Consider the following 24,624-nt stretch of genomic DNA (forward strand, 5'->3'; position numbering starts at 1 on the left):
CAGCACCGTCACGCCACGCACGGAAGGACAGCACGTCTTTACCGCTCAGGAAGTGAAGGACGGTAAGCTGGGTGCGGAGAGCAACAGCTGGGTGGTGAATGTGGATATTCCTAATCAAGCACCGGCTAAGGCGACGGTTGATTATATTGAAGATAATTACCAGTACAGCCAAAATATATATTCAAATGGTAATCATTTAGGGTACAAAGCCATTAATGACTCAACGCCAACATTACATGGCAGCGGTGTGGCTGGTCAGATTATTTATTTTAAGCAGTATGATGATTACAACACAGTCGGTTCAGTGAAAGTTAACAGTGGCGGCCACTGGACCTTTACTGCACATGTATCAGATCCTGATGGTCCTTATGGTGGTAGCGCTTCTGTCTACTGGGACTTATACAGCAAAAATAGTTCGGGCCAGTTACAACTCGTTGGGCAAAGTGATGTTGTTAGCTACTTCCAAGCGAGCGATTATACTTCTTCAGGGCCAGTTGTTGACAATGCTTCAGGCGTCCATGCAAGCCTCTCGTATATTACAGGCTATGGCATCTCCATTCAGGATGCCAGATCAGAACACATGCTTGAAACATTATCCCCGGTTGAAACGCATAAAAATGAGCCTGCTCAGGTCGAGCTACCTCAATCTAACTTAATTGAAACGCATGACAACTCACTACAAACCCTCACATTAAACGACATCCTCAGCGAAGCGCATGACAACCTGTTTATTCAGGATGGTCATAAGCAACTGGCGGTAACCGGTGATGCCGGTGATGTGGTAGAACTGAAGGTTGAAGACCTGGCGCATAACACCTGGCAGGATGCTGGTCAGGTCACGGCGGGCGGTGTTCAGTATGAGGTTTACCAGCATGCGGGCAGTAACGTTGAGCTTCTGGTGCAACAGGGTGTGGAGCTTCATCAGGTTTCATAATCTGTAGAATTATTCCAATCCTTAACTCATCCCCGGCTACGGCCGGGGATTTTTGTATAAGTGAATCTACATGGCTTAATAGACGCCACAGAGTCAACTTGAAATTGAATGTCGTAGTAACGTCAGCGCCTCGCTCATACCAGCCCCCAACCCTCCCCTACAACCTCCGGAAACACACTTGTTCACCTACCCCCATCGCAGTATTCTCGCCCGGCACCTGCAAAATCAGGTGCCTGGATTAGCCTCCTGATCTAAACTTGTTGGCGACACATGGCGCTTCGCGCCTTTTTTGTTTGTGTCGTGCGCACGGCTGCACTCCAATGGTGGGCCGGGCGAGGGCGTCGAAAGACGCGCCGGTTCCCAACAAGGCCGGTAAGGCTAACCTCTCCTGGTCCGCCACCCGCGAGATTAGCCTCTCCGCTGGCGGTATTTATTTACCACTTGTTGGAGTACTACCTATGACGACTATCCTTTCCCCTGACTGCGATTTACTGACACTCCCTTTTAGCGCCTCATCAGATTTTCTCGATCTGGCCGAATGCTGTGACCGTTTTGCTGAAACCCTGGTTGAATGTGGCAGTGACGAAAGCGTTTATAAGCTGGCGCTGTTAGGTCGCCTCGGCGCCTGTCTGGCCTTGCTGGCCCCGACGCTGAACGACCCTATTCCGCCGCATCTGGTTGATCGTCTGACCGTCGATAAATTCCCTGAGCCAGAATCCTATTTCGACCCGGACCACACTGCGCTGTGCGAGTATTGCCAGGCACTGACGCAGCTGCTGTGCCAGCAAACCTTGCCCCCTGAAATGGAGGTCACGCTCCGCGGCTTATTGTGTGAGCTGGTGTGGATGTTCGCGGCAGATATGAAAGCGCCGCGTTGGGAGCGTCAGTCAGCAGACCACTGATTGAATAACGTCGTGGTTGTGCCAGCGCATCGGGTTGGCACAACCCTGTTCGTTTTTATCTGCCTGACCGACGTCTGAAATTCTGCTAACATCCGTGCATCATTCACCTTGCACAGTGGCAGCGACTATGAAATTTGTTTCATTTAATATCAACGGCCTGCGCGCCCGCCCACATCAACTGGAAGCCATCGTCGAAAAGCATCAGCCGGACGTGATTGGCTTACAGGAAACCAAAGTTCACGACGATATGTTCCCGCTAGAGGATGTCGCGAAGCTCGGTTACAACGTGTTTTACCACGGGCAGAAAGGCCACTACGGCGTGGCGCTGCTCACCAAAGAGACGCCGATTGCCGTGCGTCGTGGCTTCCCGGGCGATGATGAAGAGGCCCAGCGCCGTATCATCATGGCGGAGATCCCGTCTCCCTTCGGCAATTTGACGGTAATCAACGGTTACTTCCCGCAGGGTGAAAGCCGCGACCATCCAACCAAATTCCCGGCCAAAGAAGCGTTCTACCAGAACCTGCAAAACTACCTCACCAGCGAACTGAAAAAAGAAAATCCGGTGCTGGTGATGGGTGATGTGAATATCAGCCCGACGGATCTGGATATCGGCATTGGCGAAGACAGCCGCAAGCGCTGGCTGCGCACCGGCAAATGTTCGTTCCTGCCGGAAGAGCGCGAGTGGATGGATCGCCTGATGGGCTGGGGTCTGGTGGATACCTTCCGCCACGCCAACCCGGAAACCCAGGATCGCTTCTCGTGGTTTGACTACCGCTCGAAAGGCTTTGATGACAACCGTGGCCTGCGCATTGACCTGCTGCTCGCCAGCCAGGGCCTGGCGCCGTACTGCATCGAAACCGGGATCGACTACGACATCCGCAGCATGGAAAAACCGTCCGATCACGCCCCGGTCTGGGCGACGTTTAAGGGCTGAGTCAGCTAAATAGTGATTACCCGTAAAATTGAACACACCTAAAATAGTGCTGCTGGCGTTGCTGGCAGCCTGTATGGTCGCGGGGTTCGCGTTCCTCCCCCGCGACCTGCTCACCCTGAGCACGTTGCAACACGCCCATGCTGCCGCCGTTGACGGCTATGTCCGGCATCCTCTGCTCGCCAGCCTGATCTATTTTCTGGTGTACGTCCTGATTACCGCGCTTTCCATTCCCGGTGCCACCCTGTTAACGCTGCTTGGGGCCGCGGTGCTGCCCTTCTGGCTGGCGGCGCTTCTGGTGTCGTTTGCCTCAACTTTCGGCGCTCTGTTGGCGATGCTGGTCAGCCGTTATCTGCTGGCCGATTGGGTCAGCCAGCGCTTTGCCCGCCAGATGGCGACCGTGAACGCCGGTATCGCCCGCGAAGGTGCGTTCTATCTGTTCGCCCTGCGCCTGACGCCGCTGCTGCCGTTTTTTGTGGTGAATCTGCTGGCAGGCATTACGCGCATCGGCATCTGGCGCTACTGGTGGGTGAGCCAGCTCGGGATGCTGCCCGCCACCCTGATTTACCTCAATGCCGGGCGGCAGCTGAGTCAGCTACACTCCCTACAGGATATTCTCTCTCCGGGCATGCTGCTGGCACTCACCCTGATCGGCGTCCTGCCGCTGGTGTCACGCAGGCTGTTCGGCCGCTTTCTTCACCGTTAAAGGAGTACGTATGCGCCGTGTGCGTTATGGCATCTTATTGGCTGGATTACTGGCGAGCGCCCCGCTGCTGGCGAACACCTCGTGGCAGCAAACCGAAAGCGAGGCTCGCGGGCAAACCGTGTGGTTCAACGCCTGGGGCGGCGATCCGGCGGTGAATCGCTATCTCGACTGGGTCAGCGGGGAGGTTAAACGCGACTACGACGTCACCCTCAAAATTGTCCATCTGGCTGATGCTGCCGATGCGGTGAAACGTATTCAGACCGAAGCCCGCGCCGGACGCCGCCAGGGCGGTTCGGTCGATTTACTGTGGGTCAACGGCGAGAACTTCCGCACCCTGAAGGAAGCGGGCCTGCTGCAAACCGGTTGGGCGCAGGCCCTGCCGAACTGGCGTTATGTCGACCTGCAAAAGCCGGTTCTGGAGGATTTTTCGATTCCGACCGATGGGGCGGAATCCCCGTGGGGCAGCGCGCAGTTAACCTTTATCGCCCGCCGGGAACAGACCCCGCAGCCTCCCGCCTCGCCAGCGGAACTGCTGGCATTTGCCACCGCCCATCCGGGGACGGTGACCTATCCGCGCCCGCCGGATTTCACCGCCACCGCCTTTCTGGAACAGCTGTTGCTGAACCTGACCCCGCAACCCGAAGCCTTAAAGCAGCCGCCGGATGCGCAGACCTTTGCCACCGTCACCGCGCCGCTGTGGGCGTATCTCGACCAACTGCACCCGCAGCTGTGGCGTAAAGGCAGCGATTTCCCGGCCTCTCCGGCACGGATGGACGCGATGCTGGCGAATGGCACCCTGCGCCTGTCGCTGACGTTCAACCCGATGCACGCCAGCCAGAAAGTCGCCAGCGGTGAATTGCCGACAGACAGCTACAGCTTTGGCTTCCGCGCGGGCATGCTCGGCAACGTCCATTTTGTGACTATCCCGGCCAACGCCCGTTCGCTGGCCGGTGCGCAGGTGGTGGCGAATTTCCTGCTGTCACCTGCCGCGCAGCGGCGCAAGGCTGACCCGGCGGTCTGGGGCGATCCGACGGTGCTCGACAAGACAAAATTACCTGAACCGTGGCCTGCCGCGTCCCTGCCACAAACCACCCCGCCGGTGCTGGCGGAACCGCACGCGGCCTGGGTTAATGCCCTGGAGCAGGAATGGCTGCGCCGTTACGGTACGCACTGACTGGCCTGCTGTGGGCGGCAATGGGGCTGATTTATCTCCCGCTGCTGCCCGCCGCCGTTCAGTTGCTGACCCCCGCGCTGACGGTTGCAAACTGGCAGGCGTTATTCGCCGACCCGCAGCTGCCGCAGGCCGCGCTGGCGACGCTGGTGTCCACGCTGCTGGCGGTATCAGGCGCGCTGGGGATCACCTGTGCGGTGGTCGCTGCCCTGTGGCCTTCGGTGGCCTGGCAACGGCTGGCCGGGCGTCTGCCGTTGCTGCTGGCCGTGCCGCATGTCGCCTTTGCCACCGCGGGGCTGCTGCTGTTTGCCGAAGGCGGCTGGCTGTTTCATCAGTTCCCACAATTGACGCCGTTTATCGACCGCTATGGGATAGGCCTCGGCCTGACGCTGGCGGTGAAAGAGAGCGTGTTTCTGCTGTGGGCGGTCTACGCCCTGCTCGGTGAGAAGCGGCTGGCAGAACAAAGCCTGACCTTACGCAGCCTGGGCTACGGGCGCTGGCAGTGCCTGGCGTGGATTGTCCTGCCCCGACTGCTGCCGCAGCTGCGGATTGTGCTGCTGGCCACCGCCGCCTGGACGCTCTCGGCGGTTGATGTGGGGCTGATCCTCGGCCCGGGCAATCCGCCGACGCTGGCGGTGCTGGCCTGGCAGTGGCTGTCGCAGGGCGATGCCTTGCAGCAGGCGATGGGCTCACTGGCGTGCCTTCTCCTGCTGGTCATGCTCGCGGGGCTGATGCTGGGGGCCGACCTTATCTGGCGCGGTTTTCGCGCAGGGGTGCCGAACGTGGACGGCGTCCGACGCCCGGCTCCCGTGGCATTCCCGGGTAACGTGCTGGCCTGGCTGCTGCCGCTCAGCGGTGTAGTCTGCGTCGGAACGCTATTCCTGCTGGCAGACAGCAGCCTGGCGAACCCCGACAGCATCAACAATAGTCTGTGGCTGGCGCTTGGGTCATCGTTGTTGAGCGTCGCGCTGGGCCTGCTGTGGCTCGAGTTCGGCCCGCTGCGCTTCGGGGCGTGGATTTGGCTGCCGCTGGTGCTGCCCGCCCTGCCGCTCGCCGCCGGGCAATATCAGCTGGCGCTGCTAAGCTGGCAGGACGGGGAGTGGCTCACGGTATTGTGGGGCCATCTGCTGTGGGTGGTGCCGTGGACGCTGTTTATTCTGCGCCCCGCCTGGCGACGGCTTGACCCGCGTTTACTGACCGTTGCCCGCACGTTGGGCTGGGGGCGCGGGCGCTGTTTCTGGCAGCTGAAATGCCCCCTGCTGTTGCGCCCGATCCTGGCCGCGCTGGCGGTTGGGTTTTCGGTCAGCATCGCGCAATATTTGCCGACGCTGTGGCTCGGCAGTGGCCGCATCACCACCCTGACTACCGACGCGGTGGCGCTCAGCAGCGGGGGCAGTACGCCGATGCTTGCCACCCAGGCGCTGTGGCAACTGCTGCTGCCCGGCACTTTTTTCCTGCTGGTCGTCCTGCTGCTCAGGGCGCTCGGCCATTTTCGACAAGGACTCCGTTAATGCTCAACGTGAATGCGCTGACGCTCAAACTGCGAGGTCGGACGCTGCTCAACGGCGTGGATTTTCAGGCTGAGAACGGCGAGATCCTGACGCTGATGGGTGCCTCCGGCAGCGGGAAGTCGACGCTGCTGGCCTGGATGGCGGGCGCGCTGGACCAGACCTTTCAGGCCAGCGGCCAGCTGTGGCTGAACGAACGGCGCTGCGACACCCTGCCGACCGAACGGCGGCTAATCGGCATTCTGTTCCAGGACGCGCTGCTGTTTGACCACTTTAGCGTTGGGCAAAATCTGCTGCTGGCCCTGCCCCGGGCGGTGCCGCGCGCTCGACGTCGCCCGGAGGTTGAAGCCGCGCTGGCAGAGGCCGGGCTGAGTGGATTTTATGCGCGTGACCCGGCGACGCTCTCCGGCGGCCAACGGGCCCGGGTGGCGCTGTTACGCTCCCTGCTGGCACACCCGGACGCGCTGTTGCTCGACGAACCGTTCAGCGGGCTGGATGCCACCCTGCGCGACAGTTTCCGTAGCTGGGTGTTTGCCGAAGTGCAGCGGCGCAATATTCCGGTGATTCTGGTCACTCACGACGTGGCCGATATTCCGCCCGGTGGCCGCTGTCTGCGGCTTGAAAGCTGGAGCTAAGCTGCGCCAGCGCAAGGATTTTCCTAAATCGGGAGTTCAAAATGTCGCTTCAATTTTCCTCTGACGGGCAATTCGATGAAACGTGTTTCTCAACTGACCGCGCTGGCCCTGCTGATCGGGCTTTCCTCCTCGGCTACCTTCGCCGCTGATATGCTTTCTCCTCTGACCTTTACCCAACTGCAACAGCAGAAAGGGGTCGCGATTGATACGCGTCTGAGCGCGTTTTACAACGGCTGGCCGCAGGTGCTGAACGGCAGCCAAGGCCATGAACCGGCGGCGCTAAACCTTTCCGCCACCTGGCTTGCGGCGATGAACGACGCGCAGCTTGCCGACTGGATCAAACAGCATCAGCTCCAGCCCTCCACGCCGGTCGCCTTATACGGCGTCCAGAGCGATAACCAGGCGGTAGCGGAGCGCCTGAAAAAAGCCGGACTCACCCAAATCAGCCTGCTCGGCGATGCGCTCCAGCAGCCGGATCGCCTGCAAAAACTGCCGCACTTCGAACAGCTGGTGTATCCGCAGTGGCTGCACGATCTGCAGCAGGGTAAAGCCGTTACCGCCCCGCCAAAAGGCGACTGGAAAGTGATTGAAGCCGCCTGGGGCGCGCCGAAGTTCTATCTGCTGAGCCATATTCCGGGCGCGGGTTATATCGACACTAACGACGTCGAAAGCGAGCCACTGTGGAATAAAGTCTCCGACGACAAGCTGAAAGCATTACTGGCAAAACAGGGGATCCGCCACGACACCACCGTGATTTTATATGGCCGTGACGTGTACGCCGCCGCCCGCGTGGCGCAAATTCTGCTGTATGCCGGGGTGAAAGACGTGCGCCTGTTAGACGGCGGCTGGAAAACCTGGTCCGACGCCGGTTTGCCGGTCGAGCGCGGCACGCCGGGCAAGGTCACCCCTGCGCCAGATTTTGGGGCGACGATCCCGGGTCAGCCACAGCTGATGCTGAGCACCGACCAGGCGCGTAGCCTGTTGCAGCGGAAAGATGCCTCGCTGGTGAGCATTCGTTCGTGGCCGGAGTTTATCGGCACCACCAGCGGCTACAGCTACATTAAGCCAAAAGGCGATATCGCCGGGGCGCGTTGGGGCCATGCGGGCAGCGATTCCACCCATATGGAAGATTTCCACAATCCGGACGGAACCATGCGCAGCGCCGATGATATCGCTGCGATGTGGGCTGAGTGGCACATCCTGCCATCGCAGCAGGTGTCGTTCTACTGCGGCACCGGCTGGCGCGCCTCCGAAACCTTTATGTACGCCCGGGCTATGGGCTGGCAGAACATTTCGGTGTACGACGGCGGCTGGTATGAATGGAGCCAGGACGCGAAGAACCCGGTAAGCCACGGCAGCCGTGGCCCGGACGCCTCGCTTTAAGGCCGATCTGGCCCGGCGGCATCTTTGTTTGCCGGGCCAGAGAATTGACTCAGCGTCAGATACCCACTCCACACCCGCGTAAAGGTCGTCAGCCAGCACAGGCTGCCGAACAGCCACGCCATCCATGCAAAATAGTGCGGCAACAGACAGCTCAACACGAACAGCGCCAGGGTTTCGCTGCCTTCGGTCAGGCCGCCGAGATAATAAAACGATTTATGCGCATAGCCGGGGTTATCAATCTGATGCTTCGCGGCCAGGGCGGCAAATGCCAGAAAACTGCTGCCGGTGCCGATAAACGCGAACAGCAGCCAGCCGCCCGCCAGCGCGTTAGCCTGGGGATCGGCCAGAATGAACCCGAACGGCACCAGCGCGTAAAACAGGAAATCGAGCGCGATATCCAGAAAGCCCCCGGCATCGGTCAGGCCACGCCGCCGGGCCAGCGCCCCATCTAACCCGTCGAGCAGCCGGTTGAGCACAATCGCCACCAGCGCCGGAATATACCAGCCCAGCGCCAGAAACGGCAGCGCCAGCACGCCAATCGCAAACCCCACCAGGGTAATGCCATCCGGCGAAATGCCCGGCCGGTCGAGCGTTTCGGCGAGGCGATTAAGCCCCGGTTTCAGGCGGGGATGCAGATGACGGTCAAGCATGAGGTTTCCCCTGGGTGTCGCACAGCCCTTGCGAAGGGATATCCAGCGCGGCGTTGAAACGCGCCGAAAGATTCTGAAACGCCACCAGGGCGGTCATTTCACAGATAGCGTCGTCAGCATAAAAGCGTTTGAGCGTTGCCTTTTGATCCTCGCTAATCACCGGCGGCGTGGCGGTCATCCCGTCGGCATACGCCAGCGCGGCACGCTCTGCGTCGCTGAACAGCGTCGAATCTTGCCAGTTCGCCACCGCCTGCACTTTCTCCAGCGCATTGCAGCGCTGCGCCAGCCGCAGGGTGTTAGCATCAATACAGAATGCGCAGTGGCACTGCTGCGAAACGCGGGTCATCAACAGGGCGCGCAGTTCCGGAGACAGGCGCGCCTGCTTGCGCTCCAGCCAGCCGACAAACAGCGCCACCAGCCAGAACAGGCGCGGCATCCGCCCCCACCAGCGCGTCGGATGCAGCACATCGCCGTAATGTTTCTTCTGCATCATCACGATGGGGGTCAGTGACGACGGGATGTGGTCCAGCGGCGGCACCCACGGTTGATGTTTTTTCACCCGGAAACTCCTGTAAACCCTGAATATTTCAGATAGTATGACACGCTCTGGAAAGGAACCTTGACCTCTATGCTCAAAACAATTGATGTGGTGGCGGCGATTATTGAAAAAGACGGGCTGATTTTACTGGCCCAGCGCCCGTTACAGGCTGACCAGCCCGGGCTGTGGGAATTTCCCGGCGGCAAAGTGGAACCCGGTGAAACGCAGCCCGAGGCGCTGAGGCGTGAACTGCGCGAGGAGTTGGGTATCGACGCCCTGCCCGCAGCGTATGTGGCGAGCCATCAGCGGGAAGTTTCCGGGCGTCTGATTCATCTCCACGCCTGGCATGTGCCGGAGTATCACGGCGAGCTGACCGCGCATGAGCACAGCCAGCTGGTGTGGGTCACACCGGAAGCCGCGTTCAGCTGGGATCTGGCCCCCGCCGATATTCCGCTGCTGGAAGCTTTTATGACCTTACGCGCCGCCAGACCAGCGGATTCGTGCTGATGGTTTTCTCATCGCGCTGGCACTGCAACAGAATGCCGTCCGCTTTGACCACTGCCCCTTCGCTGTAATTCTGGTCCTGATAAATGCAGCACTGGGAACAGGGCTGCGCTCGCTGGCCGCCGCTGCTGAACACTTCCGGTGGCACATTGACCTCGACGTCCGGCCCAAAACGCTGCGCCGCCTGCCCACCAAACGCAGCCAGAAGTAATAACCCTGTCATCAATACTCGTTTCATCGTCATTCCTTTTTTAAAAACGCTTCTGATAACTATATCGACACTGACGCCGTTTTCTTAAATTTTCATGGTCATCGCTTTTGGTTATGACAGACCGCTGATGATAAGTTTTCCCTCACGACGACGATTTTTTCTTGCCTGCCACGGCATCAGCGGAGATAGTCGACAGAAAGCGAACCGCAAAAAATAAACACACCAACATCATACCGTTATAACTATTAGAGGAACTTATCGTAATGGAATCTCTGGAAACGTTTCTGACCCGCGTACAGCAGCGCGATCCTAATCAACCGGAATTTGCGCAGGCGGTGCGCGAGGTGATGTCCACCCTGTGGCCCTTCCTCGATGAAAACCCACGCTATCGCCAGATGGCGCTGCTCGAGCGGCTGGTTGAACCCGAGCGCGTGATTCAGTTCCGCGTCACCTGGGTCGATGACCGTAATCAGGTACAGGTTAATCGCGCGTGGCGGGTGCAGTTCAACTCGGCAATTGGACCGTTCAAAGGTGGTATGCGTTTTCATCCGTCGGTGAATCTGTCGATCCTTAAGTTCCTCGGCTTTGAACAAACTTTCAAAAATGCCCTCACCACCCTGCCAATGGGCGGCGGCAAAGGCGGCAGTGATTTCAATCCGAAAGGCAAAAGCGAAGGCGAAGTGATGCGTTTCTGCCAGGCACTGATGAGCGAGCTATACCGCCATCTTGGGGCGGATACCGACGTGCCCGCCGGTGATATCGGCGTTGGCGGGCGTGAAGTCGGCTTTATGGCCGGGATGATGAAAAAGCTCTCCAATAACACCGCCTGCGTGTTTACCGGCAAAGGGCTGTCGTTCGGTGGGAGCCTGATCCGCCCTGAAGCCACCGGCTACGGACTGATTTACTTCACCGACGCGATGCTCAAGCGCCACGGTCTGGGCTTCGAAGGGATGCGCGTGGCGGTCTCTGGCTCCGGCAACGTGGCGCAGTATGCGATTGAGAAAGCGATGGCGCTGGGTGCACGGGTGGTTACCGCCTCGGATTCCAGCGGCACCGTGGTGGATGAAGCCGGGTTTACGCCTGAGAAATTAGCCCGGCTGGAGGCGATTAAAGCCAGCCGTGACGGTCGGGTCGCCGATTACGCCCGCGAATTTGGCCTGCAATACCTCGAAGGCCAGCAGCCGTGGGCGGTGCCGGTGGATATCGCCCTGCCGTGCGCGACGCAAAACGAACTGGACGTCGAGGCAGCGCGAACGCTGATCGCCAACGGCGTGAAGGCCGTTGCCGAAGGGGCCAATATGCCGACCACCATCGCCGCCACCGATCTGTTCCTTGAGGCGGGCGTGCTGTTTGCACCAGGCAAGGCCGCAAATGCGGGCGGCGTGGCCACCTCCGGGCTGGAAATGGCGCAAAACGCGGCGCGTATGGGCTGGAAAGCGGAGAAAGTCGATGCCCGTCTGCACCACATCATGCTCGATATTCATCAGGCGTGCGTGGAGTACGGCGGGGAAGATAAACACACCCATTACGTGCGCGGGGCGAATATCGCCGGGTTCGTCAAAGTCGCCGACGCGATGCTGGCGCAGGGTGTGATTTAAGGTTTTTGGTTTTTGATTGCCCGACGGCGCTGGCGCCATCGGGCTAAATCATGACGCTTCGGTTTTCTTTTTCCGCGCCTTGCTGAAGGTTTTCTTCTTCTGTTGTTCGCCACCCGGCGCAACCAGCCCCCGGAACTGCTTCACCGGGGTGCTTCTCGCCTGCTGGATGAGATCGAACAGCGTGCCGACCAGCGGCTGCATGAAGTCCTGATAACGGCACTGTTTCTCGCTGATTTGCGTCAGCACGGATTCCCAGTGCGCGGTCATATCCGGTCGCCCGGCCATTTCCGGCAGGGAGTGGATCAGCGCCCGTCCCGCTTCGGACGAATGAATATAACGCCCTTTCTTGGTCAGGAACCCGCGTTTGAACAGCAGTTCGATGATCCCCGCGCGCGTAGCTTCGGTGCCTAACCCGTCCGTCGCACGGAGGATTTTCTTCAGATCTTTGTCCTGCACAAAACGCGCGATACCGGTCATTGCCGACAGCAGCGTGGCATCGGTGAAATGACGCGGCGGCTGGGTCTGACGTTCAACCACTTCGCCTTTTTCGCACAGCAGTTCATCATCTTTCGCCACCACCGGCAGCGGCGTGCCGTCGTTCTCTTCGTCGCGCTCTTTGTTGCCAAACAGCGTGCGCCAGCCTGCTTCCGCGAGGAACCGCGCTTTGGCGACAAACTTGCCGTTGGCGATATCCAAATCAATCTGACATTTGCGGAACACCGCATCCGGGCAGAACTGCATCAGATACTGACGGGCAACCAGCTCGTACACTTTGGCTTCGTTGTCGGTCATGTTGACCGAGGAACTGCGCGCGGTCGGGATGATGGCGTGGTGCGCATCGACCTTTTTGTCATCCCAGCAGCGGTTACGAATTTCCGGGTCAACCACCGGCTGTGGCAACAGCCCAGAGGCATGGACGCTAATGGCGTTCAGCACCGCATGACGACCGGCAAAATGCTCTTCCGGCAGATAGCGGCTGTCGGAACGCGGATAGGTGATCAGTTTGTGGGTTTCGTACAGTTTCTGGCAGATATCGAGCACGTTCTGCGCGCTGAACCCGAAGCGTTTGGCGGCTTCAATCTGTAACGCGGAAAGCGAAAACGGCAGCGGAGCCGGTTCGGAATCCCGTTTATCGTTATAGGCCGTGACCACCGCCGGTTGTCCGGCAATCCGCCCCACGACGTGATCGGCCAGCGGACGGTGCAACAACCGCCCTTCTTCGTCCTGATAGGGTTCGCAGGCCTCGCTCGGCTGCCAGGTTGCGGTAAAACGTTCATTCGCAGGGGTGACGATATGCGCCTTCACGTCGAAGAAATCTTTGGCGACGAAGTTTTCAATTTCTTCATCACGACGCACCACCAGCCCGAGCACCGGGGTTTGCACCCGGCCAACGGAGAGCACGCCCTGATAGCCCGCGTTTCGCCCCAGCAAGGTGTAGGCGCGGGTCATGTTGATGCCGTACAGCCAGTCGGCGCGGGCACGGGCCAACGCCGACACGCACAACGGGATAAACTCATTGTTAGAGCGCAGGCGAGAAATCGCCCGCTCGACCGCCGATGGATTCAGATCGTTAATCAGACAGCGCTGAACCTCCCGGCGTTTTTCTGCGGGCATTTCGAGGTAATCCAGCACCTCATCCACCAGCAGCTGACCTTCCCTGTCCGGGTCACCGGCGTGGATCACTTCGGTGGCCTCTTTCAACAGGCGCTTGATCGCGTTTAACTGTTTGGTCACCGAGGGGCGCGGCTGCAGCTTCCATTTTTCCGGCACAATCGGCAAATCCATCAGGTTCCAGCGCGCATAGCGGCTGTCGTAGACATCCGGCTGCGCCTGTTCCAGTAAATGGCCGATACACCAGGTCACCACCTGACCGTTACCACATTCAATATAGCCATCGCCGCGACGGTGCGGCTTGGGCAGCACATCGGCGATGGCACGTGCCAGGCTCGGTTTTTCCGCGATAAACAAGCGCATCCGGTTAGCGAATCTCAATCATCGGACGCCCGCCCCGGGCGGTAACCAGTTCACCAATCGCAGTCAGGGTGATGCCATACTCCGCCGCCGTGGCTTTGGTTTCGTTTTCCGCTTCCGGCAACACCGCCAGCAGCAGACCGCCAGAGGTTTGCGGGTCGCACAGCAGGTTGCGCCACGCTTCCGGCATTTCGCCCATCAGATGACCATAGCTGGCAAAGTTACGGCTCGTGCCGCCTGGCACTGCGCCCTGGGCAATGTACTCTTCCACGCCCGGCAGTTTTGGCACGTCGGCAAAACGGATTTGCGCCTGCACGCCCGCGCCCTGGCACATTTCGCTCAGATGTCCGAGCAGGCCAAAACCGGTCACGTCGGTCATGGCTTTGATGCCGTCGATATTGGCAAACGCCGCGCCCGCGATATTCATCTGACACATCACTTCCGTCGCCAGCCCCTGATGTTCTGGCTTAAGCAGCGATTTTTTCTCCGCGGTGGTCAGCACGCCAATGCCCAGCGGCTTGGTGAGATACAGCTTGCAGCCCGCCTGGGCGGTGCTGTTTTTCTTTACGCGCTCGGTCGGCACTACGCCGGTGACCGCCAGACCAAAGATCGGTTCCGGGGCATCAATTGAATGCCCACCCGCCAGCGCAATGCCCGCCTGTTGGCAAGCAAACCGCCCGCCCTCAATCACTTCCCGGGCAATTTCCGGTGCGAGGGTGTTGATCGGCCAGCCGAGAATAGCGATCGCCATGATCGGCTTCCCGCCCATCGCGAAGATGTCGCTGATGGCGTTGGTCGCCGCGATGCGCCCGAAATCAAATGGGTTATCAACGATCGGCATGAAGAAATCGGTGGTGCTGATGACCGACGTGCCGTTACCCAAATCGTAAACGGCCGCATCATCGCGGGTTTCGTTGCCGACAAGCAGGTTCGGGTCGACAAACTTCGCCTGCTCGCTGTGGAGAATGGTCTCCAGCACTTTGGGGGAAATTTTACAACCGCAACCGGCTCCGTGGCTGTATTGCGTCAAACGAATGGCTTGCTCGCTCATGGACATCTCCTGTCATTGCAATCCTGCTATGTTAGCGCCCATTGTTGACTGTGGTAAGTCAGACAGTCTGATTTCGCGCACTGTTGCTCACTATCCGCGCAATTAGGGGGGTGGGCGCGCATCCGATGTGAAATTTAATTCATTCACGAAACTAATGTATCTGCCGTTTTGCGAGCTAACGCAACTTTTTCAGCGTCGATTTATGACAGAAATGTGACAGCCAGACCTTTGGACGATTCACATAAAAAAGGAACCACAATGAAAAAGAGTATTCTCGCGTTTTGCGTTGCCAGCCTGTTTTCCGTTAATGCCTTTGCACTGGTGCCCACAGGGAATGATGCCACCACTAAACCTGACCTCTATTTCCTGAAAAATGCCCAGGCCATCGACAGCCTGGCCCTGTTGCCGCCCCCACCGGAAGTGGGCAGCATTGCTTTCCTGAACGATCAGGCGATGTATGAACAGGGTCGTCTGCTGCGCAGCACCGAGCGCGGCAAGCAGGCGGCGGAAGATGCCAACCTGAGCAGCGGCGGCGTGGCGAACGCCTTCTCCGGCGCGTTTGGTTCACCGATCACCGCCAAAGACAGCCCGGAACTGCACAAGCTGCTGACCAACATGATTGAGGATGCCGGGGATCTGGCGACCCGTTCGGCGAAGCAGAAATACATGCGCGTGCGTCCGTTCGCCTTCTATGGCGTGCCGACCTGTAATACCAAAGAGCAGGATGAACTGGCGAAAAACGGGTCTTATCCGTCGGGCCATACGTCTATCGGCTGGGCAACCGCGCTGGTGCTGGCGGAAGTGAACCCGGCGCGTCAGAACGAGATCCTTAAACGCGGCTATGACCTGGGCCAAAGCCGGGTTATTTGTGGTTATCACTGGCAGAGCGATGTCGATGCGGCGCGTATTGTCGGCTCGGCGGTGGTCGCCACGCTGCATACTAACCCGGCCTTCCAGCAGCAGTTGCAGAAAGCCAAAGACGAGTTTGCTAAAACGCAGAAGTAAAACAGAGACTGCCCGGCATGCCGGGCAGTTTGGGTGACTTAAAAACGCACCACGAACGGCGTGGTGTCCGGCACCGAGACCGTCGTCGAGGCTTTCAGCTGCGGCGTACCCAGATAGAGGAAGCCGACGATTTTATCCTGCTCGCGGCACTGTAAGCCGTCGCGCACCACCGGGCTATCGGTCAACGCTCCGCTGCGCCAGATGCCGTTAAAGCCCTGCGCCACCGCTGCCATCTGCATCGCCATCACCGCACAACCGGCGGACATTTCCTGCTCCCACACCGGCACTTTGTGCCCGGTCTGACATTTCGCCACCACCGCGATAATCAGCGGCGCGCGGAATGGCGCATTACGCGCTTTATCAATCGCTTTTTCATCCTGCCCGGCAGCAATGGCCCCTTTTTCCAGCAGTTGGCTGAAACGATCGCGTCCTTCGCCTTCAATCACGAAGAACTGCCACGGCTGCAAGGTGCCATGATCGGGCGCACGCAGGCCCGCACGCAGAATGTTTTCCAGCTGTTCGCCTTCCGGCGCCGGATCGGCCAGACGGGAAGCGCTGCGACGATTAACGAGTAGTTCGAGTGCATCCATTGAGAGATCTCCTGACATAGGGTTTTCATAAAATTAACATGAGAGCAGATTTTGTTACAGCAGCGGAGGCGATTCCTGCTGACAACCGGCGACGGTGTCTTTAGGATAGCCACACGTCGCGCCTTTGCGGGCGGACCTCTATTCATTCAGGCAGGGAGAAAACATGCGAACCCTTTGGCGATTCATTGCCGGATTCTTTAAATGGACGTGGCGCTTACTGAACTTCATCCGTGAGCTGGTGTTGAACGTGTTCTTTATTCTGTTGGTGCTGGTGTGCGTGGGCATCTGGATGCAGCTGAGTAGCAGCAGCACGGAAAGCTCGGGCCGCGGCGCATTGCTGATGGACCTGACCGGGGTGGTGGTTGATAAGCCCTCGACCAGCAGTAAAGTGGGCGCCATTGGCCGCCAGTTGTTAGGCGCCAGCTCCGATCGTTTGCAGGAAAACTCGCTGTTCGATGTGGTGCAAACCATTCGCCAGGCGAAAGATGACCGGAATATCACCGGGATCGTCCTTGATTTGAAAAACTTTGCCGGGGCCGATCAGCCGTCGATGCAGTACATCGGGAAAGCGCTGCGCGAATTCCGCGACAGCGGCAAGCCGGTTTACGCCATTGGCGACGGTTACACCCAGGGTCAGTACTATCTGGCCAGCTTCGCCAACAAGATTTACCTCTCCCCGCAGGGCGAAGTGGATCTGCATGGCTTTGCCACCAACGGGCTGTACTACAAATCCCTGCTCGATAAGCTGAAAGTGACGACCCACGTGTTCCGCGTCGGCACCTATAAGTCTGCCGTGGAGCCGTTCATCCGGGACGATATGTCTCCGGCCGCACGTGAAGCCGACAGCCGCTGGATTGGCGAACTGTGGCAGAACTATTTGAACACCGTGGCCGCCAACCGCCAGACCACCCCGGAACAGATTTTCCCGGGCGCGCAAGGAGTGCTCGACGGCCTGCGTAAAGTCGATGGCGATACCGCGAAGTATGCCCTGGATAACAAACTGGTCGACGTGCTGGCCTCCAGTACCGAAATTGAAAAAGCGCTGACCAAGCAGTTTGGCTGGAGCAAAGCGGATAACGATTATCGCGCCGTGAGCTACTACGATTACTCGCGCAAAACGCCTTCTGATAAAGGGGCCAGCGTGGCGGTTATCTTTGCCGACGGGGCGATCATTGACGGACCGGAAACGCCGGGCAACGTTGGCGGCGATACCACCGCGTCACAGATCCGCGATGCGCGTCTTGATCCGAAAGTGAAAGCTATCGTGCTGCGTGTCAACAGCCCGGGCGGCAGCGTCAGCGCCTCTGAGGTGATCCGCTCTGAACTGGCGGCGGCACGTGCGGCCGGGAAACCGGTCGTGGTGTCGATGGGCGGCATGGCGGCCTCCGGCGGGTACTGGATTTCCACCCCGGCGGATTACATCGTGGCGAACGCCAGCACCCTCACCGGCTCGATTGGTATCTTTGGGGTTATCAATACCGTGCAGGACAGCCTGGGCTCTATCGGGGTGCATACCGATGGCGTCGCGACCTCTCCGCTGGCGGATATTTCAATGACCAAAGCCCTGCCGCAGGAAGTGCAGGAAATGATGCAACTGAGCATTGAGAACGGCTATAAGCGCTTTATCACCCTGGTGGCGCAGTCACGTCACAGCACGCCGGAACAGGTGGATAAAATTGCGCAGGGCCACGTGTGGACCGGCCAGGACGCGAAAGCCAACGGGCTGGTCGATAGCCTCGGTGATTTTGATGATGCCGTCGCCAAAGCCGCCGAACTGGCGAAGCTCAAGCAGTGGCACATTGACTATTACCAGGAAGAGCCAACGCTGTTCAACTCGGTGGTCGACAGCCTGACCGGTTCGGTTCGGGCGGCGCTGCCGGAAGCGTTGCAGGCCTATCTGCCAGCCCCGCTGGTTACCGCGGCAACGGCGATGAAGGCCGAAGGCGATAAGCTCGCAGCCTTCAATGACCCGCAGAACCGTTATGCGTTCTGCCTGACCTGCGCTAACATACGCTAATTCACATCCCCTCCACCGGAGGGGATTTTTTCATTCTGAATCCGTTACTTATCATGCAAAAGAAATCAATCTACGTCGCCTACACCGGCGGGACCATTGGGATGCAGCGCTCTGAACAGGGTTACATTCCGGTGTCCGGCCATCTGCAACGTCAGCTGGCGCTGATGCCTGAATTCCATCGCCCGGAAATGCCAGATTTCACCATCCATGAATATGCCCCGCTGATGGATTCTTCCGATATGACGCCGGAAGACTGGCAGCATATCGCCGAAGATATCCAGGCGCATTACGATGAGTACGATGGCTTTGTTATCCTGCACGGCACGGATACCATGGCGTTCACCGCCTCAGCGCTGTCGTTCATGCTGGAAAATCTCGGCAAACCGGTCATTGTGACAGGGTCACAAATCCCGCTGGCGGAGTTACGTTCCGACGGACAAATCAATCTGCTGAATTCGTTGTACGTGGCGGCGAACTACCCGATTAACGAAGTGACGCTGTTCTTCAACAATCGCCTGTATCGCGGGAATCGCACCACTAAAGCCCATGCCGACGGTTTTGACGCGTTCGCCTCGCCGAACCTGCAACCCCTGCTGGAAGCCGGGATCCATATTCGTCGGTTAGGTACGCCCCCTGCGCCGCACGGCATGGGCGAGCTTATCGTCCACCGCATTACTCCGCAGCCGATTGGCGTGGTCACCATTTACCCGGGCATTTCCGCCGACGTGGTGCGTAACTTCCTGCGTCAGCCGGTCAAAGCGCTGATCCTGCGCTCGTATGGCGTGGGTAACGCCCCACAAAACGGTGATTTCCTCAAGGAACTGGCAGAAGCCAGCCACCGCGGCATCGTGGTGGTCAACCTGACGCAGTGCATGTCCGGCAAGGTGAATATGGGCGGCTATGCCACCGGCAATGCCCTCGCCCATGCAGGCGTGGTGAGCGGGTTTGATATGACCGTGGAAGCGACGCTGACCAAGCTACACTATCTGTTAACGCAGGGGCTGGATGTCGATGCGGTGCGAACCGCGATGCAGCAGAACCTGCGCGGTGAACTGACGCCTGACGAGTAAGGAACCATGATGAACCGACGCGCGCTGTTACTGGTCGATTTGCAGAACGATTTTTGTGCCGGAGGTGCCCTGGCGGTGCCGGAAGGCGACAGCACGGTGGATGTGGCAAATGCGATGATCCACTGGTGCCTGGTACGCGGGGACGCCATTGTGGCGAGCCAGGACTGGCATCCGGCCAATCACGGCAGCTTTGCCAGCCAGCATGACGTTGAGCCGTATACGCAAGGTATGCTCGACGGCCTGCCGCAGACCTTTTGGCCCGATCACTGCGTGCAGAATAGCGAAGGGGCGGCGCTGCACCCGATGCTGAACACGCAGTTTGTCGATGTGGTGTTTCCGAAAGGGGAAGCCGTCAATATCGACAGCTACAGCGCCTTTTACGATAACGGGCATCGGCAGAAAACCGGTCTCGACGCGTGGCTGAAAGGTGAAAAAGTCACCGAGCTTGTCGTGCTCGGCTTAGCCACCGATTACTGCGTGAAGTTTACGGTGCTCGATGCGTTGGCGTTGGGTTACGAAGTGAACGTGATTACCGACGGCTGTCGCGGGGTTAATCTCACGCCACAGGACAGCGTTCAGGCGTTTATGGAGATGGCCTCCGCCGGGGCAACGCTCTACACCCTCGCTGACTGGCAGGAAACCCAAGCCTGACACCCTGCCCGGCATCCCGCCGGGCAATTCCTCTCAAATACAATAATTTGAAGCTTTCTCGCAGTTTTAGCGAAGCGGCAATGCTACTCTTTTCTGGCTGTTTTTTCGCCACGCCGTTGTGTGGCGTGCGTATTTTTTATCAGTCAAAGAGGAAACTGTATGAAGCTTATGCCTGTTCTGGCAGCCTTACCCCTGCTCTGCGCGCCCTACGTTTTTGCGGCGGATATGATGTCCGTTGGCTATTTCAACGGCGGTGGCGATGTGACTGCGGGCCCTGGCGGAGATATCGACACGCTGGATGTGCGCCAGATTACCCACCTGAACTACTCGTTCGGCCTGATTTACAACGATGAAGCGGGCGAAACCAACGAGGCGTTGAAAGACGCCACTAAACTGCACCAGATTTGGCTCTCGCCGAAGGTGATTGCCGACCTGCATAAAATCCCTGAACTGCGTAAACAAAATCCACAGCTGAAAGTTCTGCTGTCGGTCGGCGGTTGGGGGGCACGAGGATTCTCCGGGGCGGCTGACAGCCAGGAGAGCCGCGCGGTATTTATCCGCTCCGTGAATGACATCGTCAACACCTACGGTCTGGATGGCATCGACCTCGACTGGGAATTTCCGGTCAACGGTGCCTGGGGTCTGGTCGATAAGCAGCCGCAGGATAAAGACAACTTCACCGCGCTACTGAAAGAACTGCGGGAAGCCCTGCCGAAAGAGAAATTAGTCACCGTCGCGCTGGGCGCGAATGCGGAAAGTCCGAAAAGCTGGGTCGATGTGAAGGCCATTGCGCCGTATCTGAACTACATCAACCTGATGACCTACGATATGGCCTACGGCACGCAGTACTTCAACTCCAACCTGTATGACTCCAGCCACTGGCCAACGGTGGCTGCCGCCGACAAGTACAGCGTGGATTTTGTGGTCAACAACTATCTCGCCGCGGGACTGAAACCTGAGCAGATGAATCTGGGGATTGGCTTCTACGGCCGCGTGCCAAAACGCAGCGTTGAGCCGGGTATCGACTGGTCAAAACCCGATGCGGCGAAAAACCCGGTGACCCAGCCCTACTTTGGTGCGCCGGAAGTCGAGTTGTTCAAATCGCTCGGCTATGACCTGACCAAAGATACCTACGTGAAGTACAACGATATTGTCGCCAGACTGATTAACGATCCGCAGAAACGCTTTACCGAGCACTGGGACGACGAGGCGAAGGTGCCGTGGCTGTCGGTGAAATCAGCACAAGGCAAACCGCTGTTTGCGCTGTCGTATGAAAATCCACGATCCGTTGACCTGAAGGCGCAGTACATCAAAGAGAAAGGTCTGGGCGGGGCGATGTTCTGGGAGTATGGCGCCGACTCGCATAACCAGCTGGCGAAGCAGCTTGCGACATCACTGGGGATTAAACACTAACCCGATACCAACCGGGCTGACGCAATCAGCCCGGTTGGGCCGGTAAGCCCGGTAAGCGAAGCGCCACCGGGCAACAAACCACTCACTGCATTTTCAGCGTCGCAATCGGCTTCGGCGCGAGGCCAAAATCCTCTTTCAGCTGCTGTTTACTTTTCATCACCATCTGCCCTTGGGTGTCGATGGTCATGTGCTGCGCGTCGGTGTTGTAACGCGCCTGCCACAGCATCACCAGTTGCAGACTGTTCTCTTTTTGCTCCGGGGTTAACGCCACGCCATCCGGCCATTTTCCCAGCTCTACGGCGGTGGCCAGACGCTGATAAACGTCCTCGGTCATACCGTCGATAATTTGCTCAATTTCCACGTTCAGGCCCGCTCCTCAGGAATAATTTGCTGAATCGTTTCTTCAACCCTTAGTTTGGTCGCCATTTTGCTCATCGGTGAAGCTCAGTGACGCCGAGTTCACACAATAACGCTCTCCGGTCGGCTGCGGACCATCCGGGAACACATGGCCGAGATGTGCGTCACAGTTCCCGCAACGAATTTCGGTGCGCTGCATCCCGTGAGAGTAATCATTCAGGTATTTGATCGCGGCGTCGTTCACCGGCTCATAAAAGCTCGGCCAGCCGCAGCCAGAATCATACTTGCTTTCGGCGGTAAACAGCGGCGCATCGCACACCAGGCAATGGTAGATGCCGTCACGCTTGTTGTGCAGCAGGCGGCCGGTGAACGGCGGTTCAGTACCGTGATTCTGGGTCACGTAAAATTGCATTTCGCTCAAAGAGCCTTTCAGCTCTTCCGGGGAAGGTTTATTGGCCATATGCTCACTTCTCGCTGTAAAAGGGACCACTTCTGCGACGATTCTAACAAAACATTAACAATGAAGTGCGAACTTTTGTTCTAAACTTATTCGTTGCGAAAGGGCAGCCAGGTAATTGTGACCCACATCACATTATTATCTCTTATGGCCTTTAAAATTCCCGCCGCAGGCCGCATATGGAAATGAGCCCAATGGATGAGTGAGGCAGTCAGTCGCGCAAAGGTTGTGCATAGGATTGATTTGTCGCAATGATTGACACGATTCCGCTTGACGCTGCGTAAGGTTTTTGTAATTTTACAGGCAACCTTTTATTCACTAACAAATAGCTGGTGGAATATATGACTATCAAAGTAGGTATCAACGGTTTTGGCCGTATCGGTCGCATTGTTTTCCGTGCTGCTCAGGAACGTTCTGACATCGAGATCGTTGCAATCAACGATCTGTTAGACGCTGACTACATGGCATACATGCTGAAGTATGACTCCACTCACGGTCGTTTTAACGGCACCGTAGAAGTGAAAGACGGTCATCTGATCGTTAACGGTAAAAAAATCCGTGTTACCGCTGAGCGTGACCCGGCTAACCTGAAGTGGAACGAAGCAGGCGTTGACGTTGTTGCTGAAGCAACTGGTCTGTTCCTGACCGACGAAACCGCGCGTAAGCACATCACCGCTGGCGCGAAGAAAGTTGTTCTGACTGGCCCATCTAAAGATGACACCCCAATGTTTGTTAAAGGCGCTAACTTTGACAAATACCAGGGTCAGGACATCGTTTCTAACGCATCTTGCACCACCAACTGCCTGGCACCGCTGGCAAAAGTTATCAACGACAACTTCGGCATCATCGAAGGTCTGATGACGACTGTTCACGCGACCACCGCAACTCAGAAAACCGTTGATGGCCCGTCTCACAAAGACTGGCGCGGCGGCCGCGGCGCAGCACAGAACATCATCCCATCCTCTACCGGTGCTGCTAAAGCAGTAGGTAAAGTACTGCCAGAACTGAATGGCAAACTGACTGGTATGGCGTTCCGCGTTCCGACTCCAAACGTATCCGTTGTTGACCTGACCGTTCGTCTGGAAAAAGCAGCGTCTTACGAAGAAATCAAGAAAGCAATCAAAGCGGCTTCTGAAGGCGCAATGAAAGGCGTTCTGGGTTACACCGAAGACGACGTTGTTTCTACCGACTTCAACGGCGAAGTTTGCACTTCCGTGTTCGATGCTAAAGCTGGTATCGCACTGAACGACAACTTCGTGAAACTGGTTTCCTGGTACGACAACGAAACTGGCTACTCCAACAAAGTTCTGGACCTGATTGCTCACATCTCCAAATAAGTTGAGATGAGAATCTGATTCAAAACGGATCTAAAAAGGCGACCTCGGTCGCCTTTTTTATTGCTTTACGTTTACGGCTAACCTTTAGGATTGCACCATGATTAACAAAATTTTTGCTCTCCCGGTAGTTGAACAACTTACCCCTGTACTTTCTCGCCGCCAGCTTGATGACCTGGAACTGGTTGTGGTCGATCACCCACAGGCCAAAGCCTCTTTTGCTCTTCAGGGCGCACATTTGCTCTCCTGGAAACCGGCCGGAGAAGCCGAGGTCCTGTGGCTGAGCAACAACACTCCGTTCAAAAACGGCGTCGCGCTGCGCGGCGGCGTGCCGATTTGCTGGCCTTGGTTTGGCCCGGCGGCACAGCAGGGTCTTCCTGCTCACGGCTTCGCGCGTAATCTGCCGTGGACGCTGAAAGCACATAACGAAGACGACAACGGCGTGGTGCTGACGTTTGAACTGCAAAGCAATGAAGCAACGCTGAAACTGTGGCCGCATGACTTCACGCTGTACGCCCGTTTCAAAGTGGGCAAAACCTGCGAGATTGAGCTGGAAGCCCATGGCGACTTTGAAACCACTTCCGCCCTGCACAGCTACTTCAACGTGGGCGACATTAGCGCGGTGAAAGTGAGTGGCTTTGGCGATCGTTACATCGATAAAGTCAAAAATGCGGAAGAAGGTGTGTTGTCCGATGGCGTACAGACTTTCCCTGACCGTACTGACCGCGTGTACCTGAATGCAGAAGCCTGCAGCGTGATCCACGACGGTGCACTGGGTCGTAACATCGACGTGGTACACGGCCATCACAGCAACGTGGTGGGCTGGAATCCAGGCCCGGCGCTGTCCGTCAGCATGGGCGACATGCCGGATGACGGTTATAAGACCTTCGTTTGCGTGGAAACCGCGTGCGTGACCCAACCGCAGAAAGCGTCGGAAGAAAAACCTTCCCGTCTGTCTCAGTCGATTCGCGTCGCGAAACGCTAATCGCTGCCGACACCAACACGCTGCACCAACACAATGCAAAACAGGGCGTTTC

At 58.0% G+C, this 24,624-nt stretch carries 24 protein-coding genes and 1 pseudogene; 17 read left to right on the plus strand and 8 right to left on the minus strand.

Features of this window, described 5'->3' with window-relative positions; all coding sequences use genetic code 11:
- The 8 genes and pseudogenes from ACG0Z5_RS08030 to ACG0Z5_RS08065 form a co-directional block, all read left to right on the plus strand.
- Positions 1 to 934: pseudogene (locus ACG0Z5_RS08030) on the plus strand (hypothetical protein); the annotation flags it as partial.
- Positions 935 to 1,227: 293 nt separating this feature from the next.
- Positions 1,228 to 1,836, plus strand: a complete 609-nt coding sequence (locus tag ACG0Z5_RS08035) for a hypothetical protein (protein WP_394446543.1) — start codon at positions 1,228 to 1,230, stop codon at positions 1,834 to 1,836.
- A 127-nt stretch (positions 1,837 to 1,963) separates the two neighbouring features.
- On the plus strand, positions 1,964 to 2,770 hold the full coding sequence (xthA, locus tag ACG0Z5_RS08040; protein WP_394446436.1) for an exodeoxyribonuclease III: 807 nt from the start codon (positions 1,964 to 1,966) through the stop codon (positions 2,768 to 2,770).
- 28 nt (positions 2,771 to 2,798) lie between these two features.
- Positions 2,799 to 3,473 (plus strand): TVP38/TMEM64 family protein, encoded by a 675-nt coding sequence (locus tag ACG0Z5_RS08045; protein WP_394446437.1) that lies wholly within the window; start codon positions 2,799 to 2,801, stop codon positions 3,471 to 3,473.
- A 10-nt stretch (positions 3,474 to 3,483) separates the two neighbouring features.
- Positions 3,484 to 4,647, plus strand: a complete 1,164-nt coding sequence (locus ACG0Z5_RS08050; protein WP_394446438.1) for an ABC transporter substrate-binding protein — start codon at positions 3,484 to 3,486, stop codon at positions 4,645 to 4,647.
- Entirely contained in the window at positions 4,620 to 6,155 is a 1,536-nt protein-coding gene (locus ACG0Z5_RS08055; RefSeq protein WP_394446439.1) for an ABC transporter permease subunit, read from the plus strand. Before ACG0Z5_RS08050 ends, ACG0Z5_RS08055 begins: the two co-directional genes overlap by 28 nt.
- Positions 6,155 to 6,787, plus strand: coding sequence for an ATP-binding cassette domain-containing protein (locus ACG0Z5_RS08060; RefSeq protein ID WP_394446440.1), 633 nt, complete (start codon positions 6,155 to 6,157; stop codon positions 6,785 to 6,787). The genes ACG0Z5_RS08055 and ACG0Z5_RS08060 overlap by 1 nt, the downstream gene beginning before the upstream one ends.
- A 75-nt stretch (positions 6,788 to 6,862) precedes the next feature.
- Positions 6,863 to 8,170 (plus strand): sulfurtransferase, encoded by a 1,308-nt coding sequence (locus ACG0Z5_RS08065; protein WP_394446441.1) that lies wholly within the window; start codon positions 6,863 to 6,865, stop codon positions 8,168 to 8,170.
- On the opposite strand, the gene ACG0Z5_RS08070 is transcribed toward ACG0Z5_RS08065, so the two are convergent.
- A complete protein-coding gene (locus ACG0Z5_RS08070) occupies positions 8,167 to 8,820 on the minus strand; it encodes a CDP-alcohol phosphatidyltransferase family protein (RefSeq protein WP_394446442.1) in 654 nt (217 codons plus the stop codon). The two genes, ACG0Z5_RS08065 and ACG0Z5_RS08070, sit on opposite strands and share 4 nt — an antisense overlap.
- Positions 8,813 to 9,379 carry a carboxymuconolactone decarboxylase family protein gene (locus tag ACG0Z5_RS08075; protein WP_394446443.1) on the minus strand — a complete coding sequence of 189 codons (567 nt, stop codon included), beginning with the start codon at positions 9,377 to 9,379 and terminating at the stop codon, positions 8,813 to 8,815. Before ACG0Z5_RS08075 ends, ACG0Z5_RS08070 begins: the two co-directional genes overlap by 8 nt.
- Before the next feature lie 69 nt (positions 9,380 to 9,448).
- Here ACG0Z5_RS08075 and ACG0Z5_RS08080 point away from each other — a divergent pair, with 69 nt between their 5' ends.
- Positions 9,449 to 9,865 (plus strand): pyrimidine (deoxy)nucleoside triphosphate diphosphatase, encoded by a 417-nt coding sequence (locus tag ACG0Z5_RS08080; RefSeq protein WP_394446444.1) that lies wholly within the window; start codon positions 9,449 to 9,451, stop codon positions 9,863 to 9,865.
- On the opposite strand, the gene ACG0Z5_RS08085 is transcribed toward ACG0Z5_RS08080, so the two are convergent.
- The gene (locus tag ACG0Z5_RS08085) at positions 9,825 to 10,100 is read right to left on the minus strand and encodes a YnjH family protein (RefSeq protein WP_394446445.1); all 276 of its coding nucleotides are present in this window, start codon (positions 10,098 to 10,100) and stop codon (positions 9,825 to 9,827) included. The genes ACG0Z5_RS08080 and ACG0Z5_RS08085 overlap by 41 nt on opposite strands.
- Before the next feature lie 236 nt (positions 10,101 to 10,336).
- Here ACG0Z5_RS08085 and gdhA point away from each other — a divergent pair, with 236 nt between their 5' ends.
- Entirely contained in the window at positions 10,337 to 11,671 is a 1,335-nt protein-coding gene (gene gdhA / locus ACG0Z5_RS08090) for an NADP-specific glutamate dehydrogenase (RefSeq protein WP_394446446.1), read from the plus strand.
- Between the two features lie 48 nt (positions 11,672 to 11,719).
- Here the strand turns inward: gdhA and ACG0Z5_RS08095 are convergent, their stop codons facing one another.
- Positions 11,720 to 13,645, minus strand: a complete 1,926-nt coding sequence (locus ACG0Z5_RS08095) for a DNA topoisomerase III (protein WP_394446544.1) — start codon at positions 13,643 to 13,645, stop codon at positions 11,720 to 11,722.
- A gap of 4 nt (positions 13,646 to 13,649) precedes the next feature.
- Positions 13,650 to 14,693, minus strand: coding sequence for a selenide, water dikinase SelD (gene selD / locus ACG0Z5_RS08100; RefSeq protein WP_394446447.1), 1,044 nt, complete (start codon positions 14,691 to 14,693; stop codon positions 13,650 to 13,652).
- A gap of 258 nt (positions 14,694 to 14,951) precedes the next feature.
- Here selD and phoC point away from each other — a divergent pair, with 258 nt between their 5' ends.
- Positions 14,952 to 15,698 (plus strand): acid phosphatase PhoC, encoded by a 747-nt coding sequence (gene phoC / locus ACG0Z5_RS08105; RefSeq protein WP_394446448.1) that lies wholly within the window; start codon positions 14,952 to 14,954, stop codon positions 15,696 to 15,698.
- 38 nt (positions 15,699 to 15,736) lie between these two features.
- Here phoC and ACG0Z5_RS08110 read toward each other — a convergent pair whose 3' ends face one another.
- Positions 15,737 to 16,288 (minus strand): NAD(P)H nitroreductase, encoded by a 552-nt coding sequence (locus ACG0Z5_RS08110; protein ID WP_394446449.1) that lies wholly within the window; start codon positions 16,286 to 16,288, stop codon positions 15,737 to 15,739.
- Positions 16,289 to 16,451: 163 nt separating this feature from the next.
- Between ACG0Z5_RS08110 and sppA the strand changes: the two genes are divergently transcribed.
- From sppA to ACG0Z5_RS08130, 4 genes are all read left to right on the plus strand, one after another.
- Positions 16,452 to 18,305 (plus strand): signal peptide peptidase SppA, encoded by a 1,854-nt coding sequence (gene sppA, locus ACG0Z5_RS08115; RefSeq protein ID WP_394446450.1) that lies wholly within the window; start codon positions 16,452 to 16,454, stop codon positions 18,303 to 18,305.
- Positions 18,306 to 18,358: 53 nt separating this feature from the next.
- Positions 18,359 to 19,375, plus strand: a complete 1,017-nt coding sequence (ansA, locus tag ACG0Z5_RS08120) for an asparaginase (protein WP_319630047.1) — start codon at positions 18,359 to 18,361, stop codon at positions 19,373 to 19,375.
- A 9-nt stretch (positions 19,376 to 19,384) separates the two neighbouring features.
- On the plus strand, positions 19,385 to 20,026 hold the full coding sequence (gene pncA, locus ACG0Z5_RS08125; protein ID WP_394446545.1) for a bifunctional nicotinamidase/pyrazinamidase: 642 nt from the start codon (positions 19,385 to 19,387) through the stop codon (positions 20,024 to 20,026).
- Positions 20,027 to 20,185: 159 nt separating this feature from the next.
- Positions 20,186 to 21,439, plus strand: coding sequence for a glycoside hydrolase family 18 protein (locus ACG0Z5_RS08130; protein ID WP_394446451.1), 1,254 nt, complete (start codon positions 20,186 to 20,188; stop codon positions 21,437 to 21,439).
- A gap of 82 nt (positions 21,440 to 21,521) precedes the next feature.
- Here the strand turns inward: ACG0Z5_RS08130 and ACG0Z5_RS08135 are convergent, their stop codons facing one another.
- Both ACG0Z5_RS08135 and msrB read right to left on the minus strand, forming a co-directional pair.
- On the minus strand, positions 21,522 to 21,800 hold the full coding sequence (locus ACG0Z5_RS08135; protein WP_319630042.1) for a YeaC family protein: 279 nt from the start codon (positions 21,798 to 21,800) through the stop codon (positions 21,522 to 21,524).
- 42 nt (positions 21,801 to 21,842) lie between these two features.
- Positions 21,843 to 22,256 carry a peptide-methionine (R)-S-oxide reductase MsrB gene (gene msrB, locus ACG0Z5_RS08140; protein WP_394446452.1) on the minus strand — a complete coding sequence of 138 codons (414 nt, stop codon included), beginning with the start codon at positions 22,254 to 22,256 and terminating at the stop codon, positions 21,843 to 21,845.
- 338 nt (positions 22,257 to 22,594) lie between these two features.
- Here msrB and gapA point away from each other — a divergent pair, with 338 nt between their 5' ends.
- Positions 22,595 to 23,590 carry a glyceraldehyde-3-phosphate dehydrogenase gene (gene gapA / locus ACG0Z5_RS08145; RefSeq protein WP_319630040.1) on the plus strand — a complete coding sequence of 332 codons (996 nt, stop codon included), beginning with the start codon at positions 22,595 to 22,597 and terminating at the stop codon, positions 23,588 to 23,590.
- 97 nt (positions 23,591 to 23,687) lie between these two features.
- Positions 23,688 to 24,572: a D-hexose-6-phosphate mutarotase gene (locus tag ACG0Z5_RS08150; protein WP_394446453.1), complete on the plus strand. Its 885-nt coding sequence runs from the start codon at positions 23,688 to 23,690 to the stop codon at positions 24,570 to 24,572.
- Positions 24,573 to 24,624 lie beyond the last annotated feature (52 nt).

It is taken from the genome of Scandinavium sp. M-37, from assembly GCF_043558715.1.
GTDB classification, from domain to species: Bacteria; Pseudomonadota; Gammaproteobacteria; order Enterobacterales; family Enterobacteriaceae; genus Scandinavium; species Scandinavium vulneris_A.

Coding starts and splice junctions, on each gene's coding strand:
- ACG0Z5_RS08065 (WP_394446441.1), top strand. CDS start 6,863: ATGAAACGTGTTTCTCAACTGACCGCGCTGGCCCTGCTGATCGGGCTT.
- ACG0Z5_RS08080 (WP_394446444.1), top strand. CDS start 9,449: ATGCTCAAAACAATTGATGTGGTGGCGGCGATTATTGAAAAAGACGGG.
- ACG0Z5_RS08085 (WP_394446445.1), bottom strand. CDS start 10,100: ATGAAACGAGTATTGATGACAGGGTTATTACTTCTGGCTGCGTTTGGT.
- ACG0Z5_RS08150 (WP_394446453.1), top strand. CDS start 23,688: ATGATTAACAAAATTTTTGCTCTCCCGGTAGTTGAACAACTTACCCCT.
- ACG0Z5_RS08070 (WP_394446442.1), bottom strand. CDS start 8,820: ATGCTTGACCGTCATCTGCATCCCCGCCTGAAACCGGGGCTTAATCGC.
- ACG0Z5_RS08060 (WP_394446440.1), top strand. CDS start 6,155: ATGCTCAACGTGAATGCGCTGACGCTCAAACTGCGAGGTCGGACGCTG.
- xthA (WP_394446436.1), top strand. CDS start 1,964: ATGAAATTTGTTTCATTTAATATCAACGGCCTGCGCGCCCGCCCACAT.
- ACG0Z5_RS08130 (WP_394446451.1), top strand. CDS start 20,186: ATGAAGCTTATGCCTGTTCTGGCAGCCTTACCCCTGCTCTGCGCGCCC.
- ACG0Z5_RS08095 (WP_394446544.1), bottom strand. CDS start 13,645: ATGCGCTTGTTTATCGCGGAAAAACCGAGCCTGGCACGTGCCATCGCC.
- ACG0Z5_RS08050 (WP_394446438.1), top strand. CDS start 3,484: ATGCGCCGTGTGCGTTATGGCATCTTATTGGCTGGATTACTGGCGAGC.
- msrB (WP_394446452.1), bottom strand. CDS start 22,256: ATGGCCAATAAACCTTCCCCGGAAGAGCTGAAAGGCTCTTTGAGCGAA.
- gdhA (WP_394446446.1), top strand. CDS start 10,337: ATGGAATCTCTGGAAACGTTTCTGACCCGCGTACAGCAGCGCGATCCT.
- ACG0Z5_RS08110 (WP_394446449.1), bottom strand. CDS start 16,288: ATGGATGCACTCGAACTACTCGTTAATCGTCGCAGCGCTTCCCGTCTG.
- selD (WP_394446447.1), bottom strand. CDS start 14,693: ATGAGCGAGCAAGCCATTCGTTTGACGCAATACAGCCACGGAGCCGGT.
- ansA (WP_319630047.1), top strand. CDS start 18,359: ATGCAAAAGAAATCAATCTACGTCGCCTACACCGGCGGGACCATTGGG.
- pncA (WP_394446545.1), top strand. CDS start 19,385: ATGAACCGACGCGCGCTGTTACTGGTCGATTTGCAGAACGATTTTTGT.
- ACG0Z5_RS08055 (WP_394446439.1), top strand. CDS start 4,620: ATGGCTGCGCCGTTACGGTACGCACTGACTGGCCTGCTGTGGGCGGCA.
- gapA (WP_319630040.1), top strand. CDS start 22,595: ATGACTATCAAAGTAGGTATCAACGGTTTTGGCCGTATCGGTCGCATT.
- phoC (WP_394446448.1), top strand. CDS start 14,952: ATGAAAAAGAGTATTCTCGCGTTTTGCGTTGCCAGCCTGTTTTCCGTT.
- sppA (WP_394446450.1), top strand. CDS start 16,452: ATGCGAACCCTTTGGCGATTCATTGCCGGATTCTTTAAATGGACGTGG.